Source organism: Mesorhizobium sp. RCAM 06353, assembly GCF_059683585.1.
This window is the reverse complement of the sequence record NZ_CM185031.1, coordinates 3,435,214-3,458,180: the sequence shown is the minus strand read 5'-3', so window position 1 is coordinate 3,458,180 and position 22,967 is coordinate 3,435,214. Positions and strand designations below refer to the sequence as shown.

Sequence of the window (22,967 nt, the reverse complement as noted above, 5' to 3'; positions counted from 1 at the left end):
CTCATGAAACGACGATGGACATTGTATGATCCACGGCTGGCCTGGATGCTCGTCGCGCCGGTGTTCTTGCTGCTGATCTTCTTCCTGGTGCTGCCGATCGCGGTGATGGCCGCCTACACCTTCTTCACCTTCGTCACCGCCGGGGTGGAAACCAGTTCGCTGACGACGGCGAACTGGCACGAATTCCTGACCGACAGCTATTATTCCGGCTTCCTCCTGAAGACGCTGAGGGTCGGCGCCATGACGGCGGTGCTCTGCGGGGTGCTCGGCTATTTCCCGGCCTATTTCATCTGGGCCACGACCTTCAAGCACAAATGGCTGCTGCTGCTTCTGCTCATCGTGCCGTTCTGGATCAGCTTCACCATCCGCACCTTTTCCTGGATCAACATTCTGGGTGAACAGGGCGTCATCAACGTCGCGCTGCTGAAACTGGGCATCATCAACGAGCCGCTGCCGATGCTTTACAATGAGGGCGCGGTGATCCTCGGCATGCTGCACTTCTTGCTGCCCTACATGATCCTCAACGTCTATGTCAGCCTCGAGGGCATCGACCGCACGTTGATTTCAGCGGCCCGCTCGATGGGCTGCACCAGCGCGCAGGCGTTCCGTGAGGTCACACTGCCGCTGTCCCTGCCCGGCCTGGCGGCAGGCCTGCTGCTCTGCTTCGTGCTGGCCGCCGGCAGCTATGTGACGCCGCAGCTGCTGGGCTCCGGCCGCGACGCGCTGTTCGGAAATCTGATCTATGACACCATCATGGGCGAGCTGAACTGGCCGATGGGCGCCACGCTTTCGATCGTGCTGTTCGTCGTGCTCGGCTTCTTCGCCGCCGCCTACACCCGCTACATGGGCATGTCGCAGATCGTCAAAGGACTTGGTGGATGAAAGCCAGGCGCAAGCAGGAAGGAAGATGGGCCTGGCGGCTGACCGGCTTCGTCACGCTCTGCGTCTATATCTTCATGTTCGCGCCGATCGTGGCAACGGTGATCCTGTCCTTCAATGCCTCGATGTTCGGCGGCTTCCCGATGACCGGCTTCAGCCTGCAATGGTACGGCAAGCTGATGGCCAACGAGCAGGTGCTGACCGCCTTCCGCACCTCGCTATGGATCGCGCTGGTCACCGCCGCCGTCACCACGGCGGTAGGCGTCGTCACGGCATTCGCGCTGGTGCGCTTCGAATTTCGCGGCAAGCAGGCGCTGAGCACGCTGGTGATCCTGCCGGCGCTGGTACCAGAGACCATCCTCGGCGTCGGCCTGCTGGTGCTGATCAAGGCGATCGACCAGCCGAGGACCATGCTGTTGCTGGTGCTCGGCCATATCCTGCTCGCCGTACCCTACGTTGTGCTGATCACCCAGGCGCGCATGGTCGGTATCCGGCGCGTCTATGAGGAGGCGGCGCTCTCGCTCGGCGCCTCGCGCTTCTCGTCCTTCCGCGAGATCACGCTGCCGCTGCTGATACCAGCTGTGGTGGGCGGCGCCTTGCTCGCCTTCACCATCTCCTTCGACAACACCTCGGCCAGCTTGTTCTGGCGGCCGGCTGGAGTGGAGACCATGCCCACCCAGATCCTTTCGATGCTCAAGATATCGATCAGCCCGGAGATCAACGCGCTCGGCACCGTGATGATCCTGGTGACCGTCGGCATACCGCTGCTCGGCGGCCTGATCCTGCAAAGCCTGACCAGATTGAAAAGACGCGGCCAACCCAAGGAGGAAGCACGATGAAACTGTCCAATGGAAAGCGGCTTGAAAGGCTGCACGATCGGTATCTCAACGGCGGTGTGAGCCGCCGCACTTTCCTGACGCTGAGCGCCGCCGCCGCGGCCGCAGCGGGGCTCGACATGCCTTGGATGCGGCAAGCGCTCGCCGCGGTCGAAGAGGTTCGCTTCGACGGCTGGGGCGGCACGGTGCAGGATGCGATCGACAAATATGCCTTCCAGCCCTACACGGCCAAGACCAAGATCAAGGTGGTCCAGGGCACGTTCGGCGACGAGGACGAGATCATCACCAAGATCAAGACCGCCAAGCCCGGCGACTACCAGGTCATCCATTCCTCCGGCGTCAACTACTACATCAAATATGTGAACGGCGGCCTGACCTCGGAGATCAACGAGGCCAACATTCCCAACATGGCCAATGTGCTGCAGCCGATGATCGATCCGTTCCGCAAGCTGACGCCGAAACTCTCGGCCGTGCCTTACGACTACGGCACGACAGGCATCGCCTACAACACCAAGGTGATCTCTCCCGAGGAAGCCAAGGAAAAGGGTGCGGCACTGCTGCTCGACAAGAAATATGCGGGCAAGGTCGGCGGCTATGACGACATGACCACGCGCGTCTGGTACGCCGCGCTTGCCACCGGACAGGACCCCAACAACCTCAAGGACATGGACGCGATCTGGGCCAAGGTGCGCGAGACGCGCGACCTCGCAAAAAATTCTGGAGCTCCGGCGCGGAGCTGATGGACCTGCTTTCCAAGGGCGAGATCGTGGTGACGGACGCATGGTCGGGCCGCGTCGCCGCCTTGCAGGACCAGGGCGCGCCGATCGGCTATCTCGATCCTGCCGGTTCCTATGCCTGGATGGAGGACATGCTGATCCTGAAAGGCTCGCCCATGGCCGAGTGCGAGGAGCTGATCAACTTCATGCTCGACCCGGCGACCGCCATCGCGGTGGCCGAGGGCCAGAGCTATCCGCCGTCGCTCGACCCGACAAAGGTCAAGCTCACCGAGAAGATCGAGAAGCTGCCGGCCTTCGACAAAACGGGCACGATGAAGGCGCTGACCTTCGCCGACCCGGTCTACTGGGCGACCAACGAGGACGCCTGGACCAAGCAGTGGAACAGGATCTCGAAAGGTGCCTGACAGCCGGGCCACGACATCCAATCCCCGGCCGGCCTCGGCCGGGGCAGCAGGCTTGAGCGCGGCCGCGGAGCCGAACAGCCCGGCGGTCGAGTTCCGCGACATCGACATTGCCTATGGCAAGTTCGTCGCCGTGCGCGATTTCTCGCTCTCGATCGCCAAGGGCAGCTTCGTCACCTTGCTCGGGCCTTCGGGCTGCGGCAAGACCACGATCCTGCGCTCCATCGCCGGCCTGGTCGACATTTCGGGCGGCCAGATCATGATCGACGGGCGTCGGGTCGACGACGTGCCGATCTACAAGCGCAACATCGGGCTGGTCTTCCAGAGCTACGCACTGTTCCCACACAAGAACGTCTTCGACAATGTCGCTTTCGGCCTGAAGTATCGCAACGTGCCGAAGCCCGAGATCGTGCGCAAGGTCGGCCAGGCGCTCGAAATGGTGCGGCTGCCGGGCAGCGAGAAGAAGCTGCCCTCGCAACTGTCGGGCGGGCAGCAGCAGCGCATCGCGCTTGCCCGCGCCATCGTCTTCGAGCCGCAGGTGCTGCTGCTCGACGAGCCGCTATCGGCGCTGGACGCGAACATGCGCGAGGAGATGCGCGTCGAGATCAAGAAGATCCAGAAGGAAACCGGCATCACCGCTATCTTCGTCACGCACGACCAGGAGGAAGCGCTCTCCATGTCGGATCGCATCGTGGTGATGAACGCAGGCGCTGTCGAGCAGATCGGAACCCCGCAGGAAGTCTACGAGCGACCTGCCACGGCCTTCGTCGCCGACTTCCTCGGCAAGGCCAACATGCTTGCCGGGACCGTGAGCGGATCCGGCCAAGGAACGGCGGTGGTGCTTGCCACGGGCCAGACGATCAACGTGGCCTGTCCGAGGCCGCTAGCGAGCGGCAGCAAGGTCACTGTCGTGGTGCGGCCGCAGAAATTGTCGGTCGGCGCGGGGGCGAGCGCCAACCTTCTGTCTGGCCGGGTCGTCTCTGCCTCGTATCTGGGGGGTAGTGCAATCTACGAGATCGACATTGGCGGCAAGACCAGCATCCGCGCCAACGCGCCGATCAGTGGTCGCGTCCTTCGCGAAGGCGAGGCGATCGATCTTGGATTCGATCCCGATGGCTGCGTTCTGCTCGACGAGGACGGTCAGCGGATTTCGTGATGCATGTCGCCCAAGAGTTGGCACGGCGCGGCCGACGCTGAGGCGGCGCGTCTTCGAACGCAATTACCCCGCCGCGCCCGCGGCCATGCGGTTGGGATGCCTGAGATGGGTGGGCGTGATGCCGGTCTGCTGGCGGAACACGCGGCTGAAATGGCCGGCATTGGTGAAGCCGCAGCGATAGGCAATGTCGCCGATCTGCAGGTCGCTGCCTTCCAGCAGCGACTTGGCATGATGCACCCGCAGCGCGAGATAACAGGCCATCGGGCCGATGCCGAGCTCGGTGCCGAAAAGCCGCTCGAGCTGGCGCCGTGAGCAATTCAGGCGGTCCGCGATCTCGCTGACCGGCAGCGTCTCCTGCAGATTGCTCTCCATCAAAAGCAAGGCGCGCTTCACCGCGCGGCTCGACGCCGCTGGAAACAGGTCGCCGACGGGCTGCACGTCGCGGCTGCTTCTGATGCGGTCGAGCACCAGGATCTTGGCCGCCTTTTCCGCCGCCTTCCGGCCGATGAACTGGGACACGAAATGGCCGGCAAGGTCGGCCGCACCCGTGCCGCCAGCGCAGGTCGAGCGGCCCCGGTCGACGGAAAACAGGCTGTCGGCATGGGCATTCACATCAGGGAACTGGCTGCGAAAATCCTTGATGTGGAACCAGCTGACGGCGGCGCTATAGCCATCGAGCAGGCCGTAGCGCGCCAAAACGAAGCTTCCCGTGCAGAGCGCCGTCAGCGGCACGCCCTTCTCGGCCGCGCGCAACAGGAAGGCCTCCTTGTCGGAGCTCAGGCTGCGGTTGGTGTCGAGCAGGCCGCCGACCACAACGACATTGTCGAAATCCTCGGGATTGCCAATCCCTTTGGTCGGCAGCAATTCGACGCCGCAGCTTGCCCGGATCGGCAGGCCGCGTTCGCCGACGATCTCCCAGTCGAACTCGATCCTGCGGCTGCGGTCGCCCTCATCGCCCGCCAGCCGCAGCGTGTCGATGAACAGCGACAGCGGCGACAGGGTGAAGTCGCGCACCAGGAGAAACGCAAACCGCCTTGCCATTGTGTTTCCGGAACCGTCCCTCGCCTGAGCAGGAGCCTGTTATCACCGATGGTATGGTTTGGCACAGTCACCAGGCCCGCGCTCCTCAGGAGCGGCCGCCAGATGTCGGAGATGAGATTGACGACCTTGAGATGAATATCAGGCGCACCACGCCGTAATCCGGGCGCGGGTGAACGAGAAAAACCCGGGCGCCAAGTGCCCGGGCTTTTCATCTCGATCATGCAGCTTCACTTCTTGCCGACGCCGGCAGCCGCCTGTTCGATGATCTTGGCGACGGCCGAGGGATCGGAGACGTAGACCGCGTGGCTGCCGGGCACTTCGACCGTCGTCGCTCCGGCCCGGGTCGCCATCTGACGCTGTGCCGGCGGCGGGATCATGTGGTCGTCGGTGGCGACGAGATACCAGCTCGGCTTCACGCGCCAGGCCGGCTTGGTGACCTTGCCTTCGAGCGCGGCGATGCCCCACGGAACCTGCGAATCCGCCATGAAGGCAGCGAGCGAGGGACGCACATCGGCGGCGAAGGAAGCGGCGAACTTGGCCTTGTCGAGCATCAGGAAGCCGTCGACGGGCGGCAGGATCGGCGGCACGGATGCGCCGGGAGGCGGGTTGGCGATCAGGGTCGAGACCGACTCGCCGGCATCCGCCGCGAAGGCCGCGATATAGACGACGGCAGCCACCTTGGGATCGGTGCCCGCTTCCGACACCACGACACCACCATAGGAATGGCCGACCAGGATGACATCGCCCTTCGCCTCTGCGATGGCGCGCTTGGTCACCGCGACATCGTCGGCGAGCGAGGTGGTCGGGTTCTGGACGATGGTGACGTCATAGCCGTCCTTCTTGAGCTGGTGGTAGACGCCTTCCCAGCCGGAGCCATCGACGAAGCCGCCATGAACGAGGACGACGGAATTTGCTGCAGTGTTCGACATTTGAGTTCTCCTTTTTCAAAGTGTTGTCTGCGTTGGTTGCAGGAGGACTATGCGCCGCAGCCGCCGCGCCCGCTTTGAGGCGGCCTTCAGGACCGCTTGATTTTCCCTTGAGATGGCTTTGATTTTGCGGCCACCACGCGGCTAAGGTGCTCGAGTCGCAATCTTCCACGCGCCTGGAGCCAGCAATTTGCCGTATCTTTTCGAGGATTTCGCCCTGGACGGCGACCGGCGCGAATTGCGTCGCGGCAACGACCTGATCGCTGTCGAGCCGCAGGTGTTCGACTTGCTGCAATATCTGATCGGCAATCGCGAGCGGGTGGTCAGCAAGGACGATCTGGTCGATGCGGTCTGGCAGGGACGCATCGTCTCTGACGCGACGCTGGCCAGCCGTGTCAACGCCGCCCGTAGCGCCCTTCAAGATAATGGCGAGCAACAGCGCCTCGTGCGCACCGTCCCGCGCCGGGGCTTTCGCTTCGTCGGCACCGTGCGCGAGAAAGCCGCCGCCGAGGCGCCGGTGGAACAGGCGAAGCCTGGTCTCGGCATTCCCGCTCGCCCCTCCATCGCCGTGCTGCCCTTCGTCAACCTGAGCGGCGATGCGGATCAGGACTATTTTGCCGACGGCATGGTCGAGGACATCATCACCGGCCTGTCGCGCATCCGCTGGCTGTTCGTCATCGCCCGCAACTCCTCCTTCACCTACAAGGGCCGCGCCGTCGACGTGAAGCAGGTCGGGCGCGAACTCGGCGTGCGCTACGTGCTGGAAGGCTCAGTGCGCAAGGTGGGCAGCCGCGTGCGCATCACCGGCCAGTTGATCGACGCCGAGGACGGCAGCCATCTGTGGGCCGAACGCTACGACCGCGAGCTGACCGACGTGTTCGCGCTGCAGGACGAGATCACCATCAGCGTGGTCGCGGCAATCGAGCCCAATCTGCGCCGGGCCGAGATCGAACGCGTCAAGCGACGGCGGCCCGACAGTCTCGACGCCTACGATCTTTTCCTGCGCGCGCTGCCTGACGTCTACACCTTCATGCCGCAAGGTGCCGCCAAGGGCCTGCCGCTGCTTGAGCAGGGGCTGGCCATCGAGCCGAGCTATGCGCTCGTCCATGGCTTTGCCGCCTGGGCGCATCAAACCCTTTTCATCCGCGGCGGCATGCTGGCGCAGCACAGCGAGAAGGCATCGCGCCATGCCCATGCGGCGATCGAGCACGGTTCGGGCGACGCCATGGCGCTGGCGCTCGCCGGCTTCACCATCGGCCTGGTCGAGCATGACCGCAAACTCGCCGACGAGGCGTTTTCGCAGGCTCTAGCACTCAGTGCCTCCTGTGCCTTCGTCTACGCCTTCGGCTGCGTTCCGGTTGCCTATGGCGGCGACGCGACACGCGCCATCGACTGGGGCGAGCAGGCGTTGCGGCTGAACCCGCTGGACGCCATGAACTGCGTGCCGCAAGGCATGATCGGCTTCGGCAATTTTCTCGCCGGCCGGCATGAGCAGGCCATAGCGGCAGGCCGGCGGGCGGTGGAGATGAACCCCGGCTTCAGCATCCTGCACGGATGGCTGGCCGCACCGCTTGCCCGGCTCGGGCGGATCGAGGAAGCAAAGGCGTCGGCCGCGCGGCTCATGGCGCTCGACCCGCATTTTACGATTGGCCGGTGGTCTGCCGCCGTTGGACTTGCGCCTGAGATTGTCGGTGAGGTGACCGACGCCATGCGACTGGCGGGCTTGCCGGAGTAACGCTGCCCGCCCATTTGGCTTGGGCTTACAAGGAGGATCGACATGGGTCTCGACGCCGCCGTTTTCAAAAGTGTCTCGGCGATGGAGCGGGAATTTCCCGGCTATCGCTTTCAACGAGAGCCGATATCGGGTGAATGCGAGGTAATCCATCCCGAGAACGTGGATCTCGCGCTCGACGCGCTTAGGGCTCGTGCGTGGCGCATCGGAAACATCTCGCATGTCGGCGACCTTCGAGAGTCGATCGCCGGCCATATCGGCAAAGGATCGGCTTTGGAACGGCTTGTGCTTTATTCCGGTAGTCATATGGGAGACACGATCGAGGAGCCGAGCTTTGGCGAACTCGAAAAAGAATTGCGGCTCATCGAATCCAACCCCGACGCATGGGTTCGGGAATTTGCCGACGGACTATCGGAATTGATCGACATCGCACGGCGCGAGAAAAATCCTATCGTGTTTGTGTGAGCGACGATCTAGATCTGCAGTTCCGTTTTCTTGTCCGAGCTACCTTGCCCAAGGCGCGGCTCCGTTCCGGCCAGCAGTCGCCGGATGTTGGCGCGATGGCGTGCGATCACGTAGAGGCCGCCAGCAATCACCAGCAGCCGGTAGGGCAGCGGTTGCTCCATGCCAAGGACGAAAACGATCGCCGTCAACGCTGCCAGCATCGAACTCAGGGAAACAATCCTGGAAAGTGCCAGAACGGCGCAGAAAACCGCTGCCGCACCCAGACCGATCGGCCAGGAAAGCGCCAGGAGCACGCCCAGCCCCGTCGCGGCGGATTTGCCGCCGGTGAAATTCAGCCAGACCGAACGGCCATGCCCCAGCAACACGGCAAGTCCGGCCATGCAGACGGCCCATGGTACGAAGCTTTGCAGATCAAGCCCTGCCGGCGGCGTGAGGAACGGCAACGCATAGAGCCAGCGGATAAAGACGATCGCCGCCACGCCTTTCAACACATCGACCAGCAGCACCACCAAGGCAGGCCCTTTTCCCAGCGTTCGCAACACGTTGGTTGCGCCGGTTGATCTGGAGCCATGCTCGCGGATATCGATGCCCGTGAGCAGTTTCCCCGCCAGATAGCCGGTGGGCACGGAGCCGAAGAGATAGGCGATCGCCAGTCCAGCCACGCTCGCTATCCAGAAAACCATGGATTTACCCTGTTGCTGCAGACCAATCGCCACGACCTTATAGAGCCGCTCTCGGAAAGGGCAGAGTTGGTTTGGTAAGCCCAACTCCTTTCACTACGAAGTCCTTTCGCAGGCAAAAGCTCTGGTCTTTGGCTTCGTGCACGAGATCCCCACGACGAACATCGGACGCTGTCAAGCGCCCAATCGTTCGTCCGTGCGGCGCTGGTCGACCATCGCCCAAGAGTAGTTCATGCAAAGCCACCCGAATAATGCTCGGCAAAGCCAGCACCCACATAGGCGCTTCGTCGGGTATCTGGTCCTGACACGCGCAGAAGCACCGGCGACGCCGGTCGTTTAGGCACCGCTCCGCCGGCAAGTTGAAATGCCCTACATGGGCTAATGCTGAAACTTCCTGTCAGCATGGAAGGGCAAATTTAAGCGTTTGCTACTAGGCTGGATCGATGAGCTATTGTTCAGGACAGCTATCCGGGTCGAATTGACCACAACAAGATTCAGTCTTGGCCGCGCGAGCCGGGCCATTTTTTCTACCGCCAACTTGCCGGCGGCGATCGCTTTTGTCGTGCTTCTGGTCTGCGCCGTCGTTGCCGACCAGCAGAACAGAAGGGTCTCCGATCAACTGGCCCGTGCCGACGTGCTGGCCAAGGTCAACATCATTCGCGCCAAGCTCGAAGGCAATATAAACGGCAATCTTCAGCTTGTGCAGGGGTTGGTTTCGGCCATCGATACCGAACCCTATATGGGCCAGCAAAGATTTGCCTCGCTTGCCCGCAATCTGTTCGAACAGAAATCGCAATTGCGCAACATTGCCGGCGCGCCCGACCTCGTCATCTCGTTGATGTATCCGATGCAGGGCAACGAGAAGGCGATCGGGCTCGATTACCGCAAGAACGAAGCGCAGCGCACGGCAGCGCTCCGGGCGCGCGACCAGCGGGTGCTGGTGTTTGCCGGCCCGGTCGACCTTGCCCAGGGCGGGCGCGGCTTCATCGGCCGCATTCCGGTCTTTGTGCCGACTGCCGGCGGCGGCGACCGTTTCTGGGGCATCGTCTCGGCGGTGGTCGATGTCGACCGCCTGTACGCGGCGAGCGGGCTGACCGATCGGGATCTAAGCATCGATGTCGCGCTCACGGGCAAGGATGCGCTGGGCGGCGGCGGCGAACGCTTTTTCGGCGGCGACCATGTCATCGCCGGAAATCCCGTATCGGCCGATGTGCAGCTGCCGTCAGGCTCCTGGCAGATTTCGGCCATTCCCAAGGGCGGCTGGCCGACGGCTCCGAAGAACGAGTGGACCTTGCGGTCGCTTATGCTGCTCGCCGGCGCATTGGTGGTGCTGCCGATCATGGTGGCCGGCCGGCTATTCGGCGAAAGGCAGAAGAACTACGCCGAGCTGAGGCGCCTGTCCGGACGCCTGGAGCTGGCGCTTGAAGCCTCTGGTATCGGCGTTTGGGAACACGACCTCACCACCAATGAAATGGTGTGGGATGACCGCGTCAACGAAATCTACGGCAAATCAGCCGACGGCAAGCCGCGCGGCTATGATGACTGGGCGCAGACGATCCATCCTGACGATCTCGGGCGGGCCAGACAGGACTTTGATTCGGCCTCGGCCAGTAAAGGCCCCTACTCCTCACAATACCGGCTCCTGCGCCCCGACGGCACCGTTCGCCATGTGCGCACGCGCGCAACCTACTTCCAGGACATCGGCGGCACACCCAAGCTGATCGGTGCCGAATGGGACGTGACCAGCGACGTGCTGCTCAACGAAAACCTCATTCGCGAGCGCCAGTTGACGGAATCGAAGAACGCCGAGCTCAATCTCGCCAAGGCACATATCGAGTATGCGGCGCTGCACGATTCGCTGACCGGCCTTCCCAACCGCCGCTATCTCGATGAACTGCTGGCCGAAAACGGCGAACCGGACCGGCGCACGGCACTGCTGCACCTGGACCTCGATCGCTTCAAGCAGATCAACGACACGCTCGGCCACGCCGCGGGCGATGCCATGCTGATGCATGCCTCCAGGGTCATCAAGGCCAATGCCAGCCGTGACGATTTCGTTGCGCGCATCGGCGGCGACGAGTTCGTTTTGGTCAGCCATGGGCTTGATGACGACGAGCTCTCGGCACTTGCCGACCGGATCATCGAGGAGATGCGCCAGCCTGTCGATTATCGCGGCCATCCGTGCCGTTTCGGGGTCAGCATCGGCATTGCCGCCAACAGCGGCGTCGACGTGAAGCAGTTGCTGGTCAACGCCGATCTCGCGCTTTATCGGGCGAAAAGCCGTGGCCGCAACCGCTTCGAATTCTTCAACGAGGAATTGCAGAGCGAGATCGTGCGGACCAAGCAGATCGCCGACGAGATTCTCGGCGGGCTGGAGCGGCACGAATTCATCGCCTACTATCAGCCGCAGTTCGACGCCAGGACGCTCGAGATCGTCGGCGTCGAGGCGCTGTCGCGCTGGAAGCATCCGCGACGGGGCATCCTGGCTCCCGATGCCTACCTCAAGGTGGCCGAAGAACTCAACGTCGTGGCGCTGATCGACCGCATCGTCCTCGAACACGCGCTGGAGAATTTCGAGCGTTGGTCGCGCAGTCATCTCAACATCCCGCGCGTATCGGTCAACGTCTCGGCCACGCGCCTGGAGGACAAGGACCTGATCGAGGGCCTGCGCAAGCTGGCCATCAAGGCGGGAACCGTGTCGTTCGAGCTGGTGGAGTCCATCTTCCTCGATGAAAACGATGATCTGGTCACTTGGAATATCGACCACATCAAGGAACTCGGCATAGACATCGAGATCGATGATTTCGGCACCGGCCATGCCTCGATCGTGTCGCTGCTTAAGCTGCGGCCGCGTCGCCTCAAGATCGACCGCCAACTGATCACACCCATCACCGGCTCAATGGCGCAACGGCACCTGGTGGCGTCGATCATCGAGATCGGCAAATCCCTCGGCATCGAAGTGGTCGCCGAGGGCGTCGAGACGATGGAGCACGCGCGTATCCTCAAGGAACTTGGCTGCGATATCTTGCAGGGCTACCTTTTTGGCCGCCCGATGGAGGCCAAGGCCTTCAAGGCCTTCGCCCAGTCGCGCAAATGGCTGGCCGCGGGCTAGTTGGCCCCTAATCGATGGCGTTGCCCTTTGCCGCCGCCGTGCCTGTTGCAGACCAATCGCCACATCGCTATATCGCCGCTGTCGGAAAAGGCAGGGTTGGTTCGGTAAGCCCAACTCCTTTCGGTAACGAAAGCTCTGGTCTTTGGCTTCGTGCTCGAGATCCCCACGACGAACATCGGACGCTGTTAAGCGCCCAATCGTTCGTCCGTGTGGCTCTCAACTCGAGGAACGCTCCGGTCGAACACATCGACCAAGGAGTAGTTCATGCCCAACCCGATTCCCTATGATGTCGTCATTGCCGGTGTCGGTCCGGTCGGCCTGTTTCTCGCCTGCGAGCTGCGCCTGGCAGGCCTCTACGTGCTGGTGCTGGAGCAGGCCGAAGACCCGCGCTCACCGTTGAAGCGGCTGCCCTTCGGCATGCGCGGCCTTAACGTGCCCACCATCGAGGCCTTCCACCGTCGCGGCCTGCTGGACGACATTGCGCCGCCCGCGAAGGATGGCGGCGGCGCATTGGCCGCCGCGCACTGGATGCAGCAGCCGCGCCGCCCGGGCGGCCATTTCGCCGGCATCCAGTTCCACCTCGACGCCGTCGACAGCTCGAAATGGCCCTATCGCCTGCCAGGCCCGGCGAGCCCCGGCGTGGCGGTCGAGATGGAGCATCTCGAAATCGTGCTTGTCACCCGCGCGACCGCGATGGGCGTCGAGATCAGGCGTGGCCTCGGCGTCGACGGCTTCGACCAGTCGGACGAAGGCGTGACCATCCGCGCCGGTGGCGAAACCTTTCACGCAAGCTGGCTCGTCGGTTGCGATGGCGGCCGCAGCTCGGTTCGCAAGCTTGGCGGCTTTGCCTTCACCGGCACCGATGCCGAATTCACCGGCTATTCCGTCGAAGTCGAGATGACCGATCCGGACACACTGAGCCCCGGCCGCCACTACACGCCGACGGGTATGTACACCTACTCCCGGCCAGGCACGATCGCGATGGTCGAGTTCGACGGCGCCGCTTTCCACCGGACGGAGCCGATCACACCAGAACATGTGCAGGTGGTGTTGCGCCGCGTGTCGGGCACGGACGTCACCTTGACGGCGCTCAGCCTCGCCACGACCTGGACCGATCGCGCCTACCAGGCGACCGCCTACCGCAACAGGCGGGTGCTGCTTGCCGGCGACGCCGCGCACATCCATTCGCCGCTGGGCGGCCAGGGGCTCAATCTCGGGCTCGGCGATGCGATGAACCTCGGCTGGAAGCTTGCCGCCACCATCCGCGGCGACGCGCCGGCCGGCCTGCTCGACAGCTATTTCGCTGAACGGCATCGGGTGGGGGCGCAGGTGCTCGACTGGTCGCGCGCCCAGGTCGCGCTGATGCGGCCGAGCCGCAGTTCGCGCGCGCTCGAAGCCATCATCCGCGATCTCATCGACACGCGCGACGGCGCGACCTATTTCGCCGAGCGCGTTTGGGGCGTTTCGCTGCGCTACGATCTTGGCGGCAGCCACAAGCTGGTCGGCCGCAGCGCACCTGACTTCGAGCTGGCCGACGGGACGAGGCTCGGCGAACTGCTGAGGAACGGGCAGGGCCTGTTGCTGGACTTTGATGCCAGTCCTGCCCTTCGGGCGCTTACCAGCCGCTGGAGTGGGCGGATCACCTATGTCGCCGGCAACGCAAGGGAGCGGCTGGGCCTGAGCGCCCTGCTTGTGCGCCCGGATGGCTTCGTCGCCTGGGCTGCTGATGGCGAGCCTGACCTTGGGGGCGCTGCCCAGGCGGCGTCACGATGGTTTGGCGAAGCCGAATAGCAGCCTGAGCGTGCTAAAGGAACTGTTTGAGCCTGGTTTCGGTTGTCTGCTGTGCGAACTGCCGTTCCACGAAGGCAGCTGATGAGCGAACATGAAACATGACAGACAAGAAGCGTGGTTCCCTGCGAAAGGTCCTGAGTGGCATCGTCGCGGCAATTGCCACCGGCCCTGACCGCGCATCCGAGCGCGGCAAGGGCACCACCGTGGTCGCCGAATGGCCGCTGCCGCCATCGGCAACGCTTGGCTCCTCCATGCGCCTCAAGGGAATCGAACGCGAAGTTCGAGCCCGCCTGCCATGGGTGGTGAGGAAGTTTGCCAAGGCTGAGACGGGCCGCATCGTCTTGCGCATGTTGAAAACCGACGCGGATGCCTTCCAGGCGGCCTCGGCCACCATCTCCAGGACACTGGAGGGGATCGAAGCCCTGCCCGTGCTTCCGCGCGAGGCAGAAGACATTCTCACCATCTCGGCCCGCGAGCGTCACAAATGGCTCAGGGATGGCCGCCTGAAGAGCATCGGCACGCGCACCGTCAAGATGCGCGGGCGGTCCAAGGCCGTCACCTTCCATGTCTTCGATCCACGCCACATCGAGGACATTCTCGATCGCGACCTGGCGACAGGCTGGCGGGAGGAGGATGCAGAGGAAGTTGCTGAGAACAGGAGGCGCGGTGCCGGCAAGGCCGCACTGACGCGAGCGGGAAAGCGGGAGCGCAAGGCGCCCAGTGCCAGGAAATCGAGTAAGGATGACGCTCCGCAGCCAAAGCTAGAAGGCTGGGACACATTCGAGGCGGAAGGCCTGCTGCGCTAAAAGACGAGGCAGGTTGTCGGTAATTGCCCCGGTCATTCGTCCTCTGGGTGCCACCAAGAACCAGACAGACCAAACCAACCACCCGGAGCCTGCCATGACCCCCACCATTACAGCCTTTGAACGATCGCCCGATGGCGGCAAGGGGCTGGCGCGCGATACGCGCGTTCGCTGGGCGCTCGAGGAAGTGGGGCAGTCCTATGAGGTTCGTCTCGTTTCCTTCGCGGCGATGAAGGCGCCTGAGCATCTGACCATCCATCCCTTCGGCCAGATCCCGACCTATGAAGAAGGTTCGCTCTGCCTGTTCGAGACCGGCTCCATCGTCTTTCACCTTGCCGAGCAGCATGCGGGCCTGCTGCCTGAGGAACGCGATGCCCGCGCCCGCGCGATCACCTGGATGTTTGCCGCGCTCAACACCGTCGAGCCGCCGATCCTCGATTTGACGACGGCCAGGATATTCGAAGCCGACAGGCCCTGGGCTCAGCGGCGCCTCCCGCTGGTGAAAGACCGTGTTCGGGCAGTGCTGGACAGGCTCTCGGCCTATCTGGGCGCCGCAGAATGGCTCGATGGTGCATTCAGCGCGGGTGATCTGCTGATGGTATCGGTGCTGCTTCGCCTGAGATTGTCAGGCATTCTGGACGAATATCAAAACCTGGCCACCTATGTGGCGCGCGGCGAAGCACGGCCCGCTTATGCCAGGGCTTTCGCCGCGCAATTTGCGGTCAACGCCCCGTCAAAGAGCTGACGCTACCGAAACCAATCAGCGGTCCTGCGACCAGGCCCCCAGGCCGGCCATATCGGTCAGCCGGATCGCGGCCAAGGTCTCGATTTCCCTGGAGATCGGCGTCTGCCGCATGCTCTGCGCCTCAGGCTCGCTCTTGGCAGTGGTGAAGCGGGCTTGGCCAATCATGGCTCGAACGGCGGTCAGCATGTGTGATGTTCCTTCGCTTGTCCTGGGCTAGGAACTTGGCGAATGCATTTACGTTCCAAGGGCCGCTGACAAAACCGTTCGGTGGAATCCAATCCACTGGCGGTAACGATGAGCCACGCAGCCCTTATCCAAAAACAGAAAGTGATGGTCGGGATCGAAACCGTTTTGGGCAAGCTGCGAGTGAAGCGCTACGGTGGTTGTCAACCGAGGCAGGCAAATGATTGGAATGAAGTGGAACGCAACGACAGCGACTGAGGTGCCCAGCTCAACCGGCTCAAATAGCCCCAATGAGACTATCGCTGGAACCAACAATTCTGGAAGCGCAACGCAGGAACCGGTTCGCATTGAACAATTTTGGGACAGGAACAGATTGGTTCCGCCATCGATGGAGAGCTATCTTCCAAGCAATAGAATGTGGGCAGACGGCATATCAACGGTTCTTCAGCTCTTCATCGCATTTGTTATATTTGCAATAGTTTTTCACGTTGTTTTAAAGATCGATAAAATATTTGCGGCAGTTACTCTCGCGGCGTTCTCATATATATTTGGCAGCTTTAACGCAAGAATGGCTCGCGCACAGCGCAGATTTTATCTAGCCAAGAAAACAGAGTGAAGAAATTCGCAGGCCCTGCGGCCCGCTGGGCGCGAGCCAGGCAAGCCGGTCGTATCCCCGTTCACCGATGTCGAGGAGATTGAGCCGATGGACTGTCCTCGGCATTCGGCACGACACATCGATCCACTTGAGGACTTCCGCTGACGTTGTTACAAGAGGTCGTGGCGGGTTCAAATCCCGTTCGGTGGTGGCAGTCTCTGGCGGGCAACTAGAGGCCACCAATACCGGTAGCTCAGTCAGGTTAGAGCAAAGCGGCGCGCCGGTCCGCCGTTGCCATTGGCCGGCATTTTCACAGCGCTTGGCATTTGTATGAGTGCCCGCATCGTAGGCGGAAATCTCCGCGACCTGAGCTACATCGCGGCGATCCTGCGGCTGGAAGACAAGGCACAGATCGACTGCCAGCCACTGGCTACGGATATTGCGCCTTTGCGACCGCCGGGCTCAGATCGCCCTGCAATTCCTTCGGCAAAGGCAGGCTCGAGCATTGCAGGTGCACGTTGCGGGCGTAAAACTTCCGATGCTTCTGCTCGGCCTCCTTGGTGGCCGCTATGATGCCCAGCCCATACGGGCCAAGTGCCGCGAATTCCCAGCCCGGATGCTGTTTCTCGCGAACCGCGTAGTCTGAAGCAGCCGCCCGCGCCTGCTGGCATTCCGGCGACGCCCATTTCGGGTCCTGCGGCGAAAGCGACGTCCCATAGTCGACCGGAGAGGTCGCGCATCCCGCCACCGTCGCAGCCAATGCGGACATTGCAATTCGCGTCGCAATTCTCATCCCCAAGCCCCTTCCCGTCAGTCGCATCATCTTAAATTCCGCACGACCGCAGCGAAATGGGCGTGCCATGAATCCGGCAGAGCCCGCCATACCAATCACGTATACGCGATATCAAGCCCTTGCGCTTGCCATCGGCTCCGCTTCATGGCGATCTTCCCACAGCCCGATTCAAGCGGCGTGATTGGAACCAAATGACGGGCGAGACTGTTCAGTTGAAACTTTGACACGACGCTGACATCCCAGCCGGCAAAGCGGCGACCTTGAGGAGCTCTCCATCATGAACATTTCGTCCGGATTTCGTAAGATCGCGGTTGCCGCCATCGCCACCGCGGGCATTGGCTTTGCCAGCGCAGCACACGCCGACAGCGGTACCATCCGCTTTGCCGTCTACAAGGCGGCCTTCTTCGTCGGCGGCTCCGGCGGCGAAGGCACGTTCACCTTCCACGGTAAGTCGTATCCAATCTCCATCGGCGCCGTTTCGGGCGGCCTCGCCTTCGGCGTTTCCAAGACCTATTTCCACGGCACGGTGCGCCATATCAGGCGCGCCCGCGACGTGACGGGTGTCTATGGCGCGGCGGGTGGCGGCGGCACGATCGGCAAGGGCGCCCAGGTAATCGTCATGACAAACGACAAGGGTGCCCAGCTCGAACTCACCGGCAAGCAGGTTGGCCTGCAGGTCAATGCCGATCTCAGCGGCTTTGCCATCTCGCTGAAGTAATGGCCTCGTCCCTTTCGGGGGCACGCTGGACAGCAAAGAGGGCGGCGTCAGCTCGACGACCGCCTTTTTTCCACCCATAGGCTTTTGATCCAGTAAGAACTTGATGGCGGCGAGGAAATTGTCGGCGCTGGCAAGCAGGTTTATGCGTTTACGGCCCAAACGACACTTTGTAGGTTGGACACATGACGCTCAAACGGATGGACAACATCGGAATCGTCGTCGATGACCTCGAAGAGACGATTGATTTCTTTCGCGAGCTCGGCCTTGAGCTCGAAGGGCGGGCGACGATCGAAGAAGAATGGGCCGGACGTGTCACCGGACTGGGCGATCAGCGCGTCGAGATTGCCATGATGCGCACGCCGGACGGCCACAGCCGGCTCGAACTATCCCGCTTCCTCACGCCGCCTGTCGTCGCGGATCACCGCAACGCCCCGGTCAACGCTCTGGGCTACCTGCGTGTCATGTTCACTGTCGACGACGTCGACGACACGCTGGAAAGGCTCCGCAATCGCGGCGCGCGGCTCGAAGGCGAAGTCGTCCAGTACAAGGACGTGTATCGGCTCTGCTATATCCGCGGGCCTGGCGGCCTTCTCATCGGACTTGCCCAGGAACTCGGCTGAGCGCGACACGAAGACGATGTCAGGAAACGCGTCTCCGTCGTTGGATCAGCTCCTCAGCCCCGGCGCTTCCTGCCCGGTGCGCTCGACATATTCCGTATAGCCGCCGCCATAGGTGTGGATGCCTTCCGGCGTCAGTTCCAGCACGCGGTTCGAAAGTGCTGCCAAAAAGTGCCGGTCGTGCGAGACGAACAGCATGGTGCCTTCATATTGCGACAGCGCCTCGATCAGCATCTGCTTGGTGGCGATGTCGAGGTGGTTGGTGGGCTCGTCCAGCACCAGCAAATTGGGCGGATCGAACAGCATCAGCGCCATCACCAGCCGCGCCTTCTCGCCGCCTGACAGGACGCGGCATTTCTTCTCGATCTCGTCGCCGGAAAAACCGAAGCAGCCGGCGAGTGCGCGAAGCGGCGCCTGGCCGGCCTGCGGGAAATTGTCTTCCAGCGTCTGGAACACGGTGCGCTCGCCTTCGAGCAGTTCCATGGCGTGCTGGGCGAAATAGCCCATTTTCACGCTCGGCCCCCGCGCCACCGTGCCGGTATCGGGGTCGGAAGCGCCGGCCACCAGCTTGAGCAGCGTCGATTTGCCGGCGCCGTTGACGCCCATGATGCACCAGCGCTCGCGGCGGCGGACCTGGAAGTCGAGCCCCTCATAGATGATGCGGCTGCCATAGGCCTTGTGGACGTTCTTCAAGGTGACGACATCCTCGCCGCAGCGCGGCGCCGGCTGGAACTCGAAATTCACGATCTGGCGGCGTTTGGGCGGCTCGACGCGGTCGATCTTGTCGAGCTTCTTCACCCGGCTCTGCACCTGGGCTGCATGCGAAGCGCGCGCCTTGAAGCGCTCGATGAAGGCGATCTCCTTGGCCAGCATCGCCTGCTGGCGCTCGAACTGCGCCTGCTGCTGCTTATCGGCGATCGCCCGCTGCTGCTGGTAGAATTCGTAGTTGCCGGAATAAGCGGTGAGTGAACCGGCATCGATCTCGACGATCTTGTTGACGATGCGGTTCATGAACTCGCGGTCGTGCGAGGTCATCAGCAGCGCGCCGTCATAGCCCTTCAAAAACTGCTCCAGCCAGATCAGGCTTTCCAGATCGAGATGGTTGGACGGTTCGTCGAGCAGCATGACGTCGGGCCGCATCAGAAGGATGCGGGCCAGTGCCACGCGCATCTTCCACCCGCCCGACAGCTTGCCGACATCGCCGTCCATCATCTCCTGCGAAAAGCCGAGGCCATCGAGCACCTCACGCGCCCGGCCATCGAGCGCGTAGCCGTCGAGTTCCTCGAAGCGATGCTGCGCCTCGCCATATTTCTCGATGATCTCGTCCATGCGGTCGACCTGGTCGGGATCGGCCATCGCCGCCTCGAGTTCCGCCATCTCCGCCGCCACGTCGCTCACTGGCCCGGCGCCGTTCATCACCTCGGCGACAGCACTGTGGCCCGCCATGTCGCCGACATCCTGGCTGAAATAGCCGATGGTGACGCCGCGATCGACCTGCACCTGGCCCTCGTCGGGCTGCTCCTGGCTGGTGATCATGCGAAACAAAGTCGTCTTGCCGGCGCCGTTCGGCCCGACAAGGCCGACCTTCTCGCCCTTCTGCAGGGAAGCCGACGCCTCGATGAAGACAAGCTGACGGCCGTTCTGCTTGCTGATGCTTTCAAGTCTGATCATGCGGTTTCCGGACTGTGCCTGCGCTGAAAGGATTTGCCCGGCGCCTTACGCGAAGGACGGCGCCAAAGGAAGAGGCGCAAGCGCCGCAGCGGGCGGAGCGCTGCCTTCCCTTCTCCCCTCGCGGGAGAAGGTGGCCTCGCGAAGCGAGGTCGGATGAGGGGTGCTCCAGCTTGGCGCCGACGGCACTCTGTCACCCACCCCTCAACCGTCTCGGCGCTAGCGCGCCGATCCACCTTCTCCCACAAGGGGAGAAGGAAAAACCCAGCCAGACACACTTCAGAAACAAGATTCAACATCCGGGAAAAACTGAGGAAAAGATCGTCAGTCATAACCATCCTCGCAGCGACCGGACAGCGGTCGCCACATCAACGCAAAGGGATGGTCCCGACAATGCAACGACGTTCGACCGGATGGATGGCTGCCCTCGCCGGCATTGCGCTTGCCATGCTTGCGGTCGCGCAGTCGGGTGCGGCGGCGGCGGTTACCCGGAGCGAATATTGCAGCCGGCTCGGTCTTCAACTCGACGGAGCCATCCGGACCAAAGCCGAACCCGGTGCCGGTGCGAGCCAGATCGCGCAGGCAACGGCACTCCAGGACAAGGCGAACCGGTTCTGTTCCGAGCGCAAGCAGGCGCAAGGCATCCGGACCTACGCCAACGCCCTGAAACTTCTTGGCGTGACGCCGGTCGACCTCGACCAGTGACAGCAACCATCAACCTCTGAAGGCAGCCTCTCATGAACAAGCCCCTCCTCTCCGCCCTCGGCCTGGCCATCGCTCTCGGCCTGGCTATGCCGGTTGTCGGCACCGCCAATGCGGCGGCCACGACCACCACCACGACGACGACCGCTCCGGCGGCTCCCGCTGCCGTGGACGCGGCGAAGACGCCGGTCAAGGCGGCCGCGCACAAGCACCACTACAAGAAGCACCACAGGCATGGGCGCAAGCATGGCCACCGGCACGCCGGCAAGAGGCACGGCCACAAGCACGTCGCCCGGAAGCACCACCACAAGCGTATCCACAAGAAGTACGGCCACAAGCACGCCAAGGCGGCTTAAGCTGTTCTGACCTCTTTCTGACTTCCTCCCGGGAAAAGGCCGCCATTCGCTAGAAAGCGAGGGCGGCTTTTTCTTGTGTGCGATCGAGGCAAGGCAGTCCGCCGGACAAGTGTAAAAACAGACACTTGCAGCAATTCGGCGATTCAGATGGTGAGCTGTTTCATGCGACGCTGGGTTTTCACCACGGCAGTCTTTTGCCGTCGCGGAAAAAGCCGCCGGTCGGGCCGTCATCCGGCAAGGTCGCGGCCCAGACGATCCCGGCCGCCCCTTGCGCCACCGGGCGTCCGCCCGGCCCGCCCATGTCGGTGGCTACCCAGCCGGGGCAGATGGCATTGACCAGCACGCCGGAGCTGTGCAGTTCCGCCGCCAGCACGCAGGTCAGCGCATTGAGCGTCGCCTTCGAGGTCGAATAGGCCGGCGCCCCCGCCCCCATCGAAGCCAGCGAACCGCCTTCCGACGAGACATTGACCAGCCGGCCATGACCGCTGGCCTTGAGCAGCGGCGCGAAGGCGGCCGCCGCGCGCCAGGCGCCGAAGACATTGGTCTCGAACGCCTCGCGGATCACGGTCCAGTCGGGCTGTAAGGCGCGCGAGCCGCTGTCGTAGTGGATGGCGGCATTGTTGATCAGCACGTCGAGCCGGCCGAACCGGCGCTCGACCTCAGCGGCGGCTTGCGCAGCGGCGTCAGGCGCTGCGACATCGAGCGCGATGGCCTCGACATGGCCATCGAGCCCTTTCGCCGCCGCCGCGCCCTTGGCGAGGTCGCGCACGCCGAGCAGCACGGTGAAGCCGAGTTTCGCCAACTGGCGGCCGGTCTCCAGCCCGATGCCGCGATTGGCACCGGTGACGAGGGCGACTTTGTCGGGATGTGTGGTCATGGAGGGATGCCTCTGGATGTCGTCTCAGGGAAAGATGGCACGGGCGGAATTGATTTATTAGGCAGCGGAGGTCGCAATCATTATTCAACTTGATGCATGAGTTTTGATGCATGAGTTGAATCGAGCGGGTCTGACGTCGCGTTCCGTCACACCCCCTCTGTCCTGCCGGACATCTCCCCCGCAAGGGGGGAGATCGGATGTCGCCTCGGCTTTCGCCCAATCTCCAACGTTGGAAGGTTGGCGGAACATCAACTCTGCCAATCTCCCCCCTTGCGGGGGAGATGTCCGGCAGGACAGAGGGGGGTGTTCAAGCGCCGAGGTTTCCGCAATTTGTCCCGCCCAAAGTGGCCGCTGAGATATGAAATACGTACGCAGGAATCGGGTGTCGGCAGACGTCGCACCATGCGATCGTCCAGCCATCACGAGGACCGGCCATGCTCACGCTTCACGATTATCTGCCATCGCAAAATGGCTGGAAAGTCCGGGTCCTGCTCGGCCTGCTGAAGATCCCTTACGAGACCCGCATCGTCTCGATTTTCGAAGGCGAGAGCCATACCGATGCGTTCCAAAAACTCAACCCGGCAGGCGCCGTCCCCGTGCTCCAGCTCGAGGACGGCAGTGCCATCGCCGAATCCAATGCGATCCTCACCTACCTCGCCGAAGGCACGCCGCTCCTGCCGGCGGACCGCTACCGGCGCGCCAAGATCATGCAATGGCTGTTCTTCGAACAGTACAATGTCGAGCCCGTCATCGGCTCGCTGCGCTTCTGGACCTTGACCGGGCGGCTCGAGCGCAACCAGGCGATGGTTGCCGGCAAGCGCGAGGCCGGCGCCCGCACGATCGCCGCCCTGAACCGCAGCCTTGGCGAGACGCCGTTCCTCACCGGAAACGATCTCACCATCGCCGACATCGCCATCTATGCCTACAGCCACCGCGCCGAGGATTGCGGATTCGCTCTGGCGGACTATCCGACATTCCTCGCGTGGACCGGCCGCGTGCGCGACGCCATCGGCGAGGGTTATCCGGTCCATCCCTACAGCATCGATCCGCACTCGGGCGCTTGAGGGCTGGCCCATCCCACCCGCCAGAACCTGTCTGTTTACACTCCGGCAGAATAGGGATATTTCATATCCTTAATAGAGTTCGGTCGGCCG

The 22,967-nt window shown here is 62.9% G+C and carries 24 protein-coding genes; 17 read left to right on the top strand and 7 right to left on the bottom strand.

The genetic code is table 11. The features are described from left to right. Window positions 1-45 precede the first annotated feature (45 nt). From AC56QX_RS16695 to AC56QX_RS16675, 5 genes are read left to right on the top strand one after another with little or no spacing between them, the layout of a single operon-like run. The gene (locus AC56QX_RS16695) at window positions 46-882 is read left to right on the top strand and encodes an ABC transporter permease (RefSeq protein WP_497117786.1); all 837 of its coding nucleotides are present in this window, start codon (window positions 46-48) and stop codon (window positions 880-882) included. Then, window positions 879-1,718 (top strand): ABC transporter permease, encoded by an 840-nt coding sequence (locus tag AC56QX_RS16690; protein ID WP_497117426.1) that lies wholly within the window; start codon window positions 879-881, stop codon window positions 1,716-1,718. The genes AC56QX_RS16695 and AC56QX_RS16690 overlap by 4 nt, the downstream gene beginning before the upstream one ends. Continuing rightward, entirely contained in the window at window positions 1,715-2,455 is a 741-nt protein-coding gene (locus AC56QX_RS16685) for a twin-arginine translocation signal domain-containing protein (RefSeq protein ID WP_497117425.1), read from the top strand. The genes AC56QX_RS16690 and AC56QX_RS16685 overlap by 4 nt, the downstream gene beginning before the upstream one ends. Further along, on the top strand, window positions 2,455-2,856 hold the full coding sequence (locus AC56QX_RS16680) for an extracellular solute-binding protein (RefSeq protein ID WP_497117424.1): 402 nt from the start codon (window positions 2,455-2,457) through the stop codon (window positions 2,854-2,856). Before AC56QX_RS16685 ends, AC56QX_RS16680 begins: the two co-directional genes overlap by 1 nt. Before the next feature lie 52 nt (window positions 2,857-2,908). Continuing rightward, window positions 2,909-4,009 (top strand): ABC transporter ATP-binding protein, encoded by a 1,101-nt coding sequence (locus tag AC56QX_RS16675; protein WP_497117423.1) that lies wholly within the window; start codon window positions 2,909-2,911, stop codon window positions 4,007-4,009. Window positions 4,010-4,072: 63 nt separating this feature from the next. Here the strand turns inward: AC56QX_RS16675 and AC56QX_RS16670 are convergent, their stop codons facing one another. Next, the gene (locus AC56QX_RS16670) at window positions 4,073-5,050 is read right to left on the bottom strand and encodes a GlxA family transcriptional regulator (protein WP_497117421.1); all 978 of its coding nucleotides are present in this window, start codon (window positions 5,048-5,050) and stop codon (window positions 4,073-4,075) included. 227 nt (window positions 5,051-5,277) lie between these two features. Further along, the gene (locus AC56QX_RS16665) at window positions 5,278-5,979 is read right to left on the bottom strand and encodes an alpha/beta hydrolase (RefSeq protein ID WP_497117420.1); all 702 of its coding nucleotides are present in this window, start codon (window positions 5,977-5,979) and stop codon (window positions 5,278-5,280) included. A gap of 187 nt (window positions 5,980-6,166) precedes the next feature. Between AC56QX_RS16665 and AC56QX_RS16660 the strand changes: the two genes are divergently transcribed. Together AC56QX_RS16660 and AC56QX_RS16655 are read left to right on the top strand one after the other, a co-directional pair. Continuing rightward, entirely contained in the window at window positions 6,167-7,711 is a 1,545-nt protein-coding gene (locus tag AC56QX_RS16660; RefSeq protein ID WP_497117417.1) for a winged helix-turn-helix domain-containing protein, read from the top strand. Between the two features lie 42 nt (window positions 7,712-7,753). After that, window positions 7,754-8,173, top strand: coding sequence for a hypothetical protein (locus AC56QX_RS16655; RefSeq protein WP_497117415.1), 420 nt, complete (start codon window positions 7,754-7,756; stop codon window positions 8,171-8,173). An 8-nt stretch (window positions 8,174-8,181) separates the two neighbouring features. Here the strand turns inward: AC56QX_RS16655 and plsY are convergent, their stop codons facing one another. Further along, window positions 8,182-8,856 (bottom strand): glycerol-3-phosphate 1-O-acyltransferase PlsY, encoded by a 675-nt coding sequence (plsY, locus tag AC56QX_RS16650; protein ID WP_497117414.1) that lies wholly within the window; start codon window positions 8,854-8,856, stop codon window positions 8,182-8,184. Window positions 8,857-9,331: 475 nt separating this feature from the next. On the opposite strand from plsY, the gene AC56QX_RS16645 reads away from it, so the two are divergent. The 4 genes from AC56QX_RS16645 (at window position 9,332) to AC56QX_RS16630 (ending at window position 15,304) form a co-directional block, all read left to right on the top strand. Next, the gene (locus AC56QX_RS16645; RefSeq protein WP_497117412.1) at window positions 9,332-11,965 is read left to right on the top strand and encodes a bifunctional diguanylate cyclase/phosphodiesterase; all 2,634 of its coding nucleotides are present in this window, start codon (window positions 9,332-9,334) and stop codon (window positions 11,963-11,965) included. Window positions 11,966-12,229: 264 nt separating this feature from the next. After that, window positions 12,230-13,756, top strand: a complete 1,527-nt coding sequence (locus tag AC56QX_RS16640; protein WP_497117411.1) for an FAD-dependent monooxygenase — start codon at window positions 12,230-12,232, stop codon at window positions 13,754-13,756. A gap of 98 nt (window positions 13,757-13,854) precedes the next feature. Then, window positions 13,855-14,562, top strand: a complete 708-nt coding sequence (locus tag AC56QX_RS16635; protein ID WP_497117408.1) for a hypothetical protein — start codon at window positions 13,855-13,857, stop codon at window positions 14,560-14,562. Window positions 14,563-14,656: 94 nt separating this feature from the next. Beyond that, window positions 14,657-15,304 (top strand): glutathione S-transferase family protein, encoded by a 648-nt coding sequence (locus tag AC56QX_RS16630; RefSeq protein WP_497117407.1) that lies wholly within the window; start codon window positions 14,657-14,659, stop codon window positions 15,302-15,304. A gap of 15 nt (window positions 15,305-15,319) precedes the next feature. On the opposite strand, the gene AC56QX_RS16625 is transcribed toward AC56QX_RS16630, so the two are convergent. Further along, window positions 15,320-15,490, bottom strand: a complete 171-nt coding sequence (locus AC56QX_RS16625) for a hypothetical protein (protein ID WP_477224483.1) — start codon at window positions 15,488-15,490, stop codon at window positions 15,320-15,322. A gap of 108 nt (window positions 15,491-15,598) precedes the next feature. Here AC56QX_RS16625 and AC56QX_RS16620 point away from each other — a divergent pair, with 108 nt between their 5' ends. After that, a complete protein-coding gene (locus AC56QX_RS16620; protein ID WP_497117406.1) occupies window positions 15,599-15,745 on the top strand; it encodes a hypothetical protein in 147 nt (48 codons plus the stop codon). 767 nt (window positions 15,746-16,512) lie between these two features. Here the strand turns inward: AC56QX_RS16620 and AC56QX_RS16615 are convergent. Next, a complete protein-coding gene (locus tag AC56QX_RS16615; RefSeq protein WP_497117785.1) occupies window positions 16,513-16,875 on the bottom strand; it encodes a hypothetical protein in 363 nt (120 codons plus the stop codon). Between the two features lie 277 nt (window positions 16,876-17,152). Between AC56QX_RS16615 and AC56QX_RS16610 the strand changes: the two genes are divergently transcribed. Both AC56QX_RS16610 and AC56QX_RS16605 read left to right on the top strand, forming a co-directional pair. Beyond that, window positions 17,153-17,593: a hypothetical protein gene (locus AC56QX_RS16610; protein ID WP_497117405.1), complete on the top strand. Its 441-nt coding sequence runs from the start codon at window positions 17,153-17,155 to the stop codon at window positions 17,591-17,593. Between the two features lie 182 nt (window positions 17,594-17,775). After that, complete coding sequence (locus tag AC56QX_RS16605) at window positions 17,776-18,213, top strand: VOC family protein (protein ID WP_497117404.1); 438 nt, start codon at window positions 17,776-17,778, stop codon at window positions 18,211-18,213. Window positions 18,214-18,258: 45 nt separating this feature from the next. On the opposite strand, the gene AC56QX_RS16600 is transcribed toward AC56QX_RS16605, so the two are convergent. Further along, window positions 18,259-19,881 (bottom strand): ABC-F family ATP-binding cassette domain-containing protein, encoded by a 1,623-nt coding sequence (locus AC56QX_RS16600; RefSeq protein WP_497117402.1) that lies wholly within the window; start codon window positions 19,879-19,881, stop codon window positions 18,259-18,261. A 390-nt stretch (window positions 19,882-20,271) separates the two neighbouring features. Here AC56QX_RS16600 and AC56QX_RS16595 point away from each other — a divergent pair, with 390 nt between their 5' ends. Both AC56QX_RS16595 and AC56QX_RS16590 read left to right on the top strand, forming a co-directional pair. Continuing rightward, entirely contained in the window at window positions 20,272-20,583 is a 312-nt protein-coding gene (locus AC56QX_RS16595; RefSeq protein ID WP_497117401.1) for a hypothetical protein, read from the top strand. A 32-nt stretch (window positions 20,584-20,615) separates the two neighbouring features. After that, window positions 20,616-20,936, top strand: a complete 321-nt coding sequence (locus AC56QX_RS16590; RefSeq protein WP_497117399.1) for a hypothetical protein — start codon at window positions 20,616-20,618, stop codon at window positions 20,934-20,936. A 178-nt stretch (window positions 20,937-21,114) separates the two neighbouring features. Here the strand turns inward: AC56QX_RS16590 and AC56QX_RS16585 are convergent, their stop codons facing one another. After that, window positions 21,115-21,813, bottom strand: coding sequence for an SDR family NAD(P)-dependent oxidoreductase (locus AC56QX_RS16585; RefSeq protein WP_497117398.1), 699 nt, complete (start codon window positions 21,811-21,813; stop codon window positions 21,115-21,117). Between the two features lie 434 nt (window positions 21,814-22,247). On the opposite strand from AC56QX_RS16585, the gene AC56QX_RS16580 reads away from it, so the two are divergent. Further along, a complete protein-coding gene (locus tag AC56QX_RS16580; protein WP_497117396.1) occupies window positions 22,248-22,877 on the top strand; it encodes a glutathione S-transferase family protein in 630 nt (209 codons plus the stop codon). Window positions 22,878-22,967: the final 90 nt, after the last annotated feature.

Bases quoted from the DNA above. Each gene is read 5' to 3' on its own strand.
- AC56QX_RS16690 (WP_497117426.1), top strand. From the start codon at position 879: ATGAAAGCCAGGCGCAAGCAGGAAGGAAGATGGGCCTGGCGGCTGACC.
- plsY (WP_497117414.1), bottom strand. From the start codon at position 8,856: ATGGTTTTCTGGATAGCGAGCGTGGCTGGACTGGCGATCGCCTATCTC.
- AC56QX_RS16695 (WP_497117786.1), top strand. From the start codon at position 46: ATGCTCGTCGCGCCGGTGTTCTTGCTGCTGATCTTCTTCCTGGTGCTG.
- AC56QX_RS16670 (WP_497117421.1), bottom strand. From the start codon at position 5,050: ATGGCAAGGCGGTTTGCGTTTCTCCTGGTGCGCGACTTCACCCTGTCG.
- AC56QX_RS16590 (WP_497117399.1), top strand. From the start codon at position 20,616: ATGAACAAGCCCCTCCTCTCCGCCCTCGGCCTGGCCATCGCTCTCGGC.
- AC56QX_RS16600 (WP_497117402.1), bottom strand. From the start codon at position 19,881: ATGATCAGACTTGAAAGCATCAGCAAGCAGAACGGCCGTCAGCTTGTC.
- AC56QX_RS16580 (WP_497117396.1), top strand. From the start codon at position 22,248: ATGCTCACGCTTCACGATTATCTGCCATCGCAAAATGGCTGGAAAGTC.
- AC56QX_RS16605 (WP_497117404.1), top strand. From the start codon at position 17,776: ATGACGCTCAAACGGATGGACAACATCGGAATCGTCGTCGATGACCTC.
- AC56QX_RS16680 (WP_497117424.1), top strand. From the start codon at position 2,455: ATGGACCTGCTTTCCAAGGGCGAGATCGTGGTGACGGACGCATGGTCG.
- AC56QX_RS16615 (WP_497117785.1), bottom strand. From the start codon at position 16,875: ATGAGAATTGCGACGCGAATTGCAATGTCCGCATTGGCTGCGACGGTG.
- AC56QX_RS16585 (WP_497117398.1), bottom strand. From the start codon at position 21,813: ATGACCACACATCCCGACAAAGTCGCCCTCGTCACCGGTGCCAATCGC.
- AC56QX_RS16665 (WP_497117420.1), bottom strand. From the start codon at position 5,979: ATGTCGAACACTGCAGCAAATTCCGTCGTCCTCGTTCATGGCGGCTTC.
- AC56QX_RS16620 (WP_497117406.1), top strand. From the start codon at position 15,599: ATGAGCCACGCAGCCCTTATCCAAAAACAGAAAGTGATGGTCGGGATC.
- AC56QX_RS16655 (WP_497117415.1), top strand. From the start codon at position 7,754: ATGGGTCTCGACGCCGCCGTTTTCAAAAGTGTCTCGGCGATGGAGCGG.
- AC56QX_RS16610 (WP_497117405.1), top strand. From the start codon at position 17,153: ATGAACATTTCGTCCGGATTTCGTAAGATCGCGGTTGCCGCCATCGCC.
- AC56QX_RS16685 (WP_497117425.1), top strand. From the start codon at position 1,715: ATGAAACTGTCCAATGGAAAGCGGCTTGAAAGGCTGCACGATCGGTAT.
- AC56QX_RS16595 (WP_497117401.1), top strand. From the start codon at position 20,272: ATGCAACGACGTTCGACCGGATGGATGGCTGCCCTCGCCGGCATTGCG.
- AC56QX_RS16625 (WP_477224483.1), bottom strand. From the start codon at position 15,490: ATGCTGACCGCCGTTCGAGCCATGATTGGCCAAGCCCGCTTCACCACT.
- AC56QX_RS16640 (WP_497117411.1), top strand. From the start codon at position 12,230: ATGCCCAACCCGATTCCCTATGATGTCGTCATTGCCGGTGTCGGTCCG.
- AC56QX_RS16630 (WP_497117407.1), top strand. From the start codon at position 14,657: ATGACCCCCACCATTACAGCCTTTGAACGATCGCCCGATGGCGGCAAG.
- AC56QX_RS16635 (WP_497117408.1), top strand. From the start codon at position 13,855: ATGACAGACAAGAAGCGTGGTTCCCTGCGAAAGGTCCTGAGTGGCATC.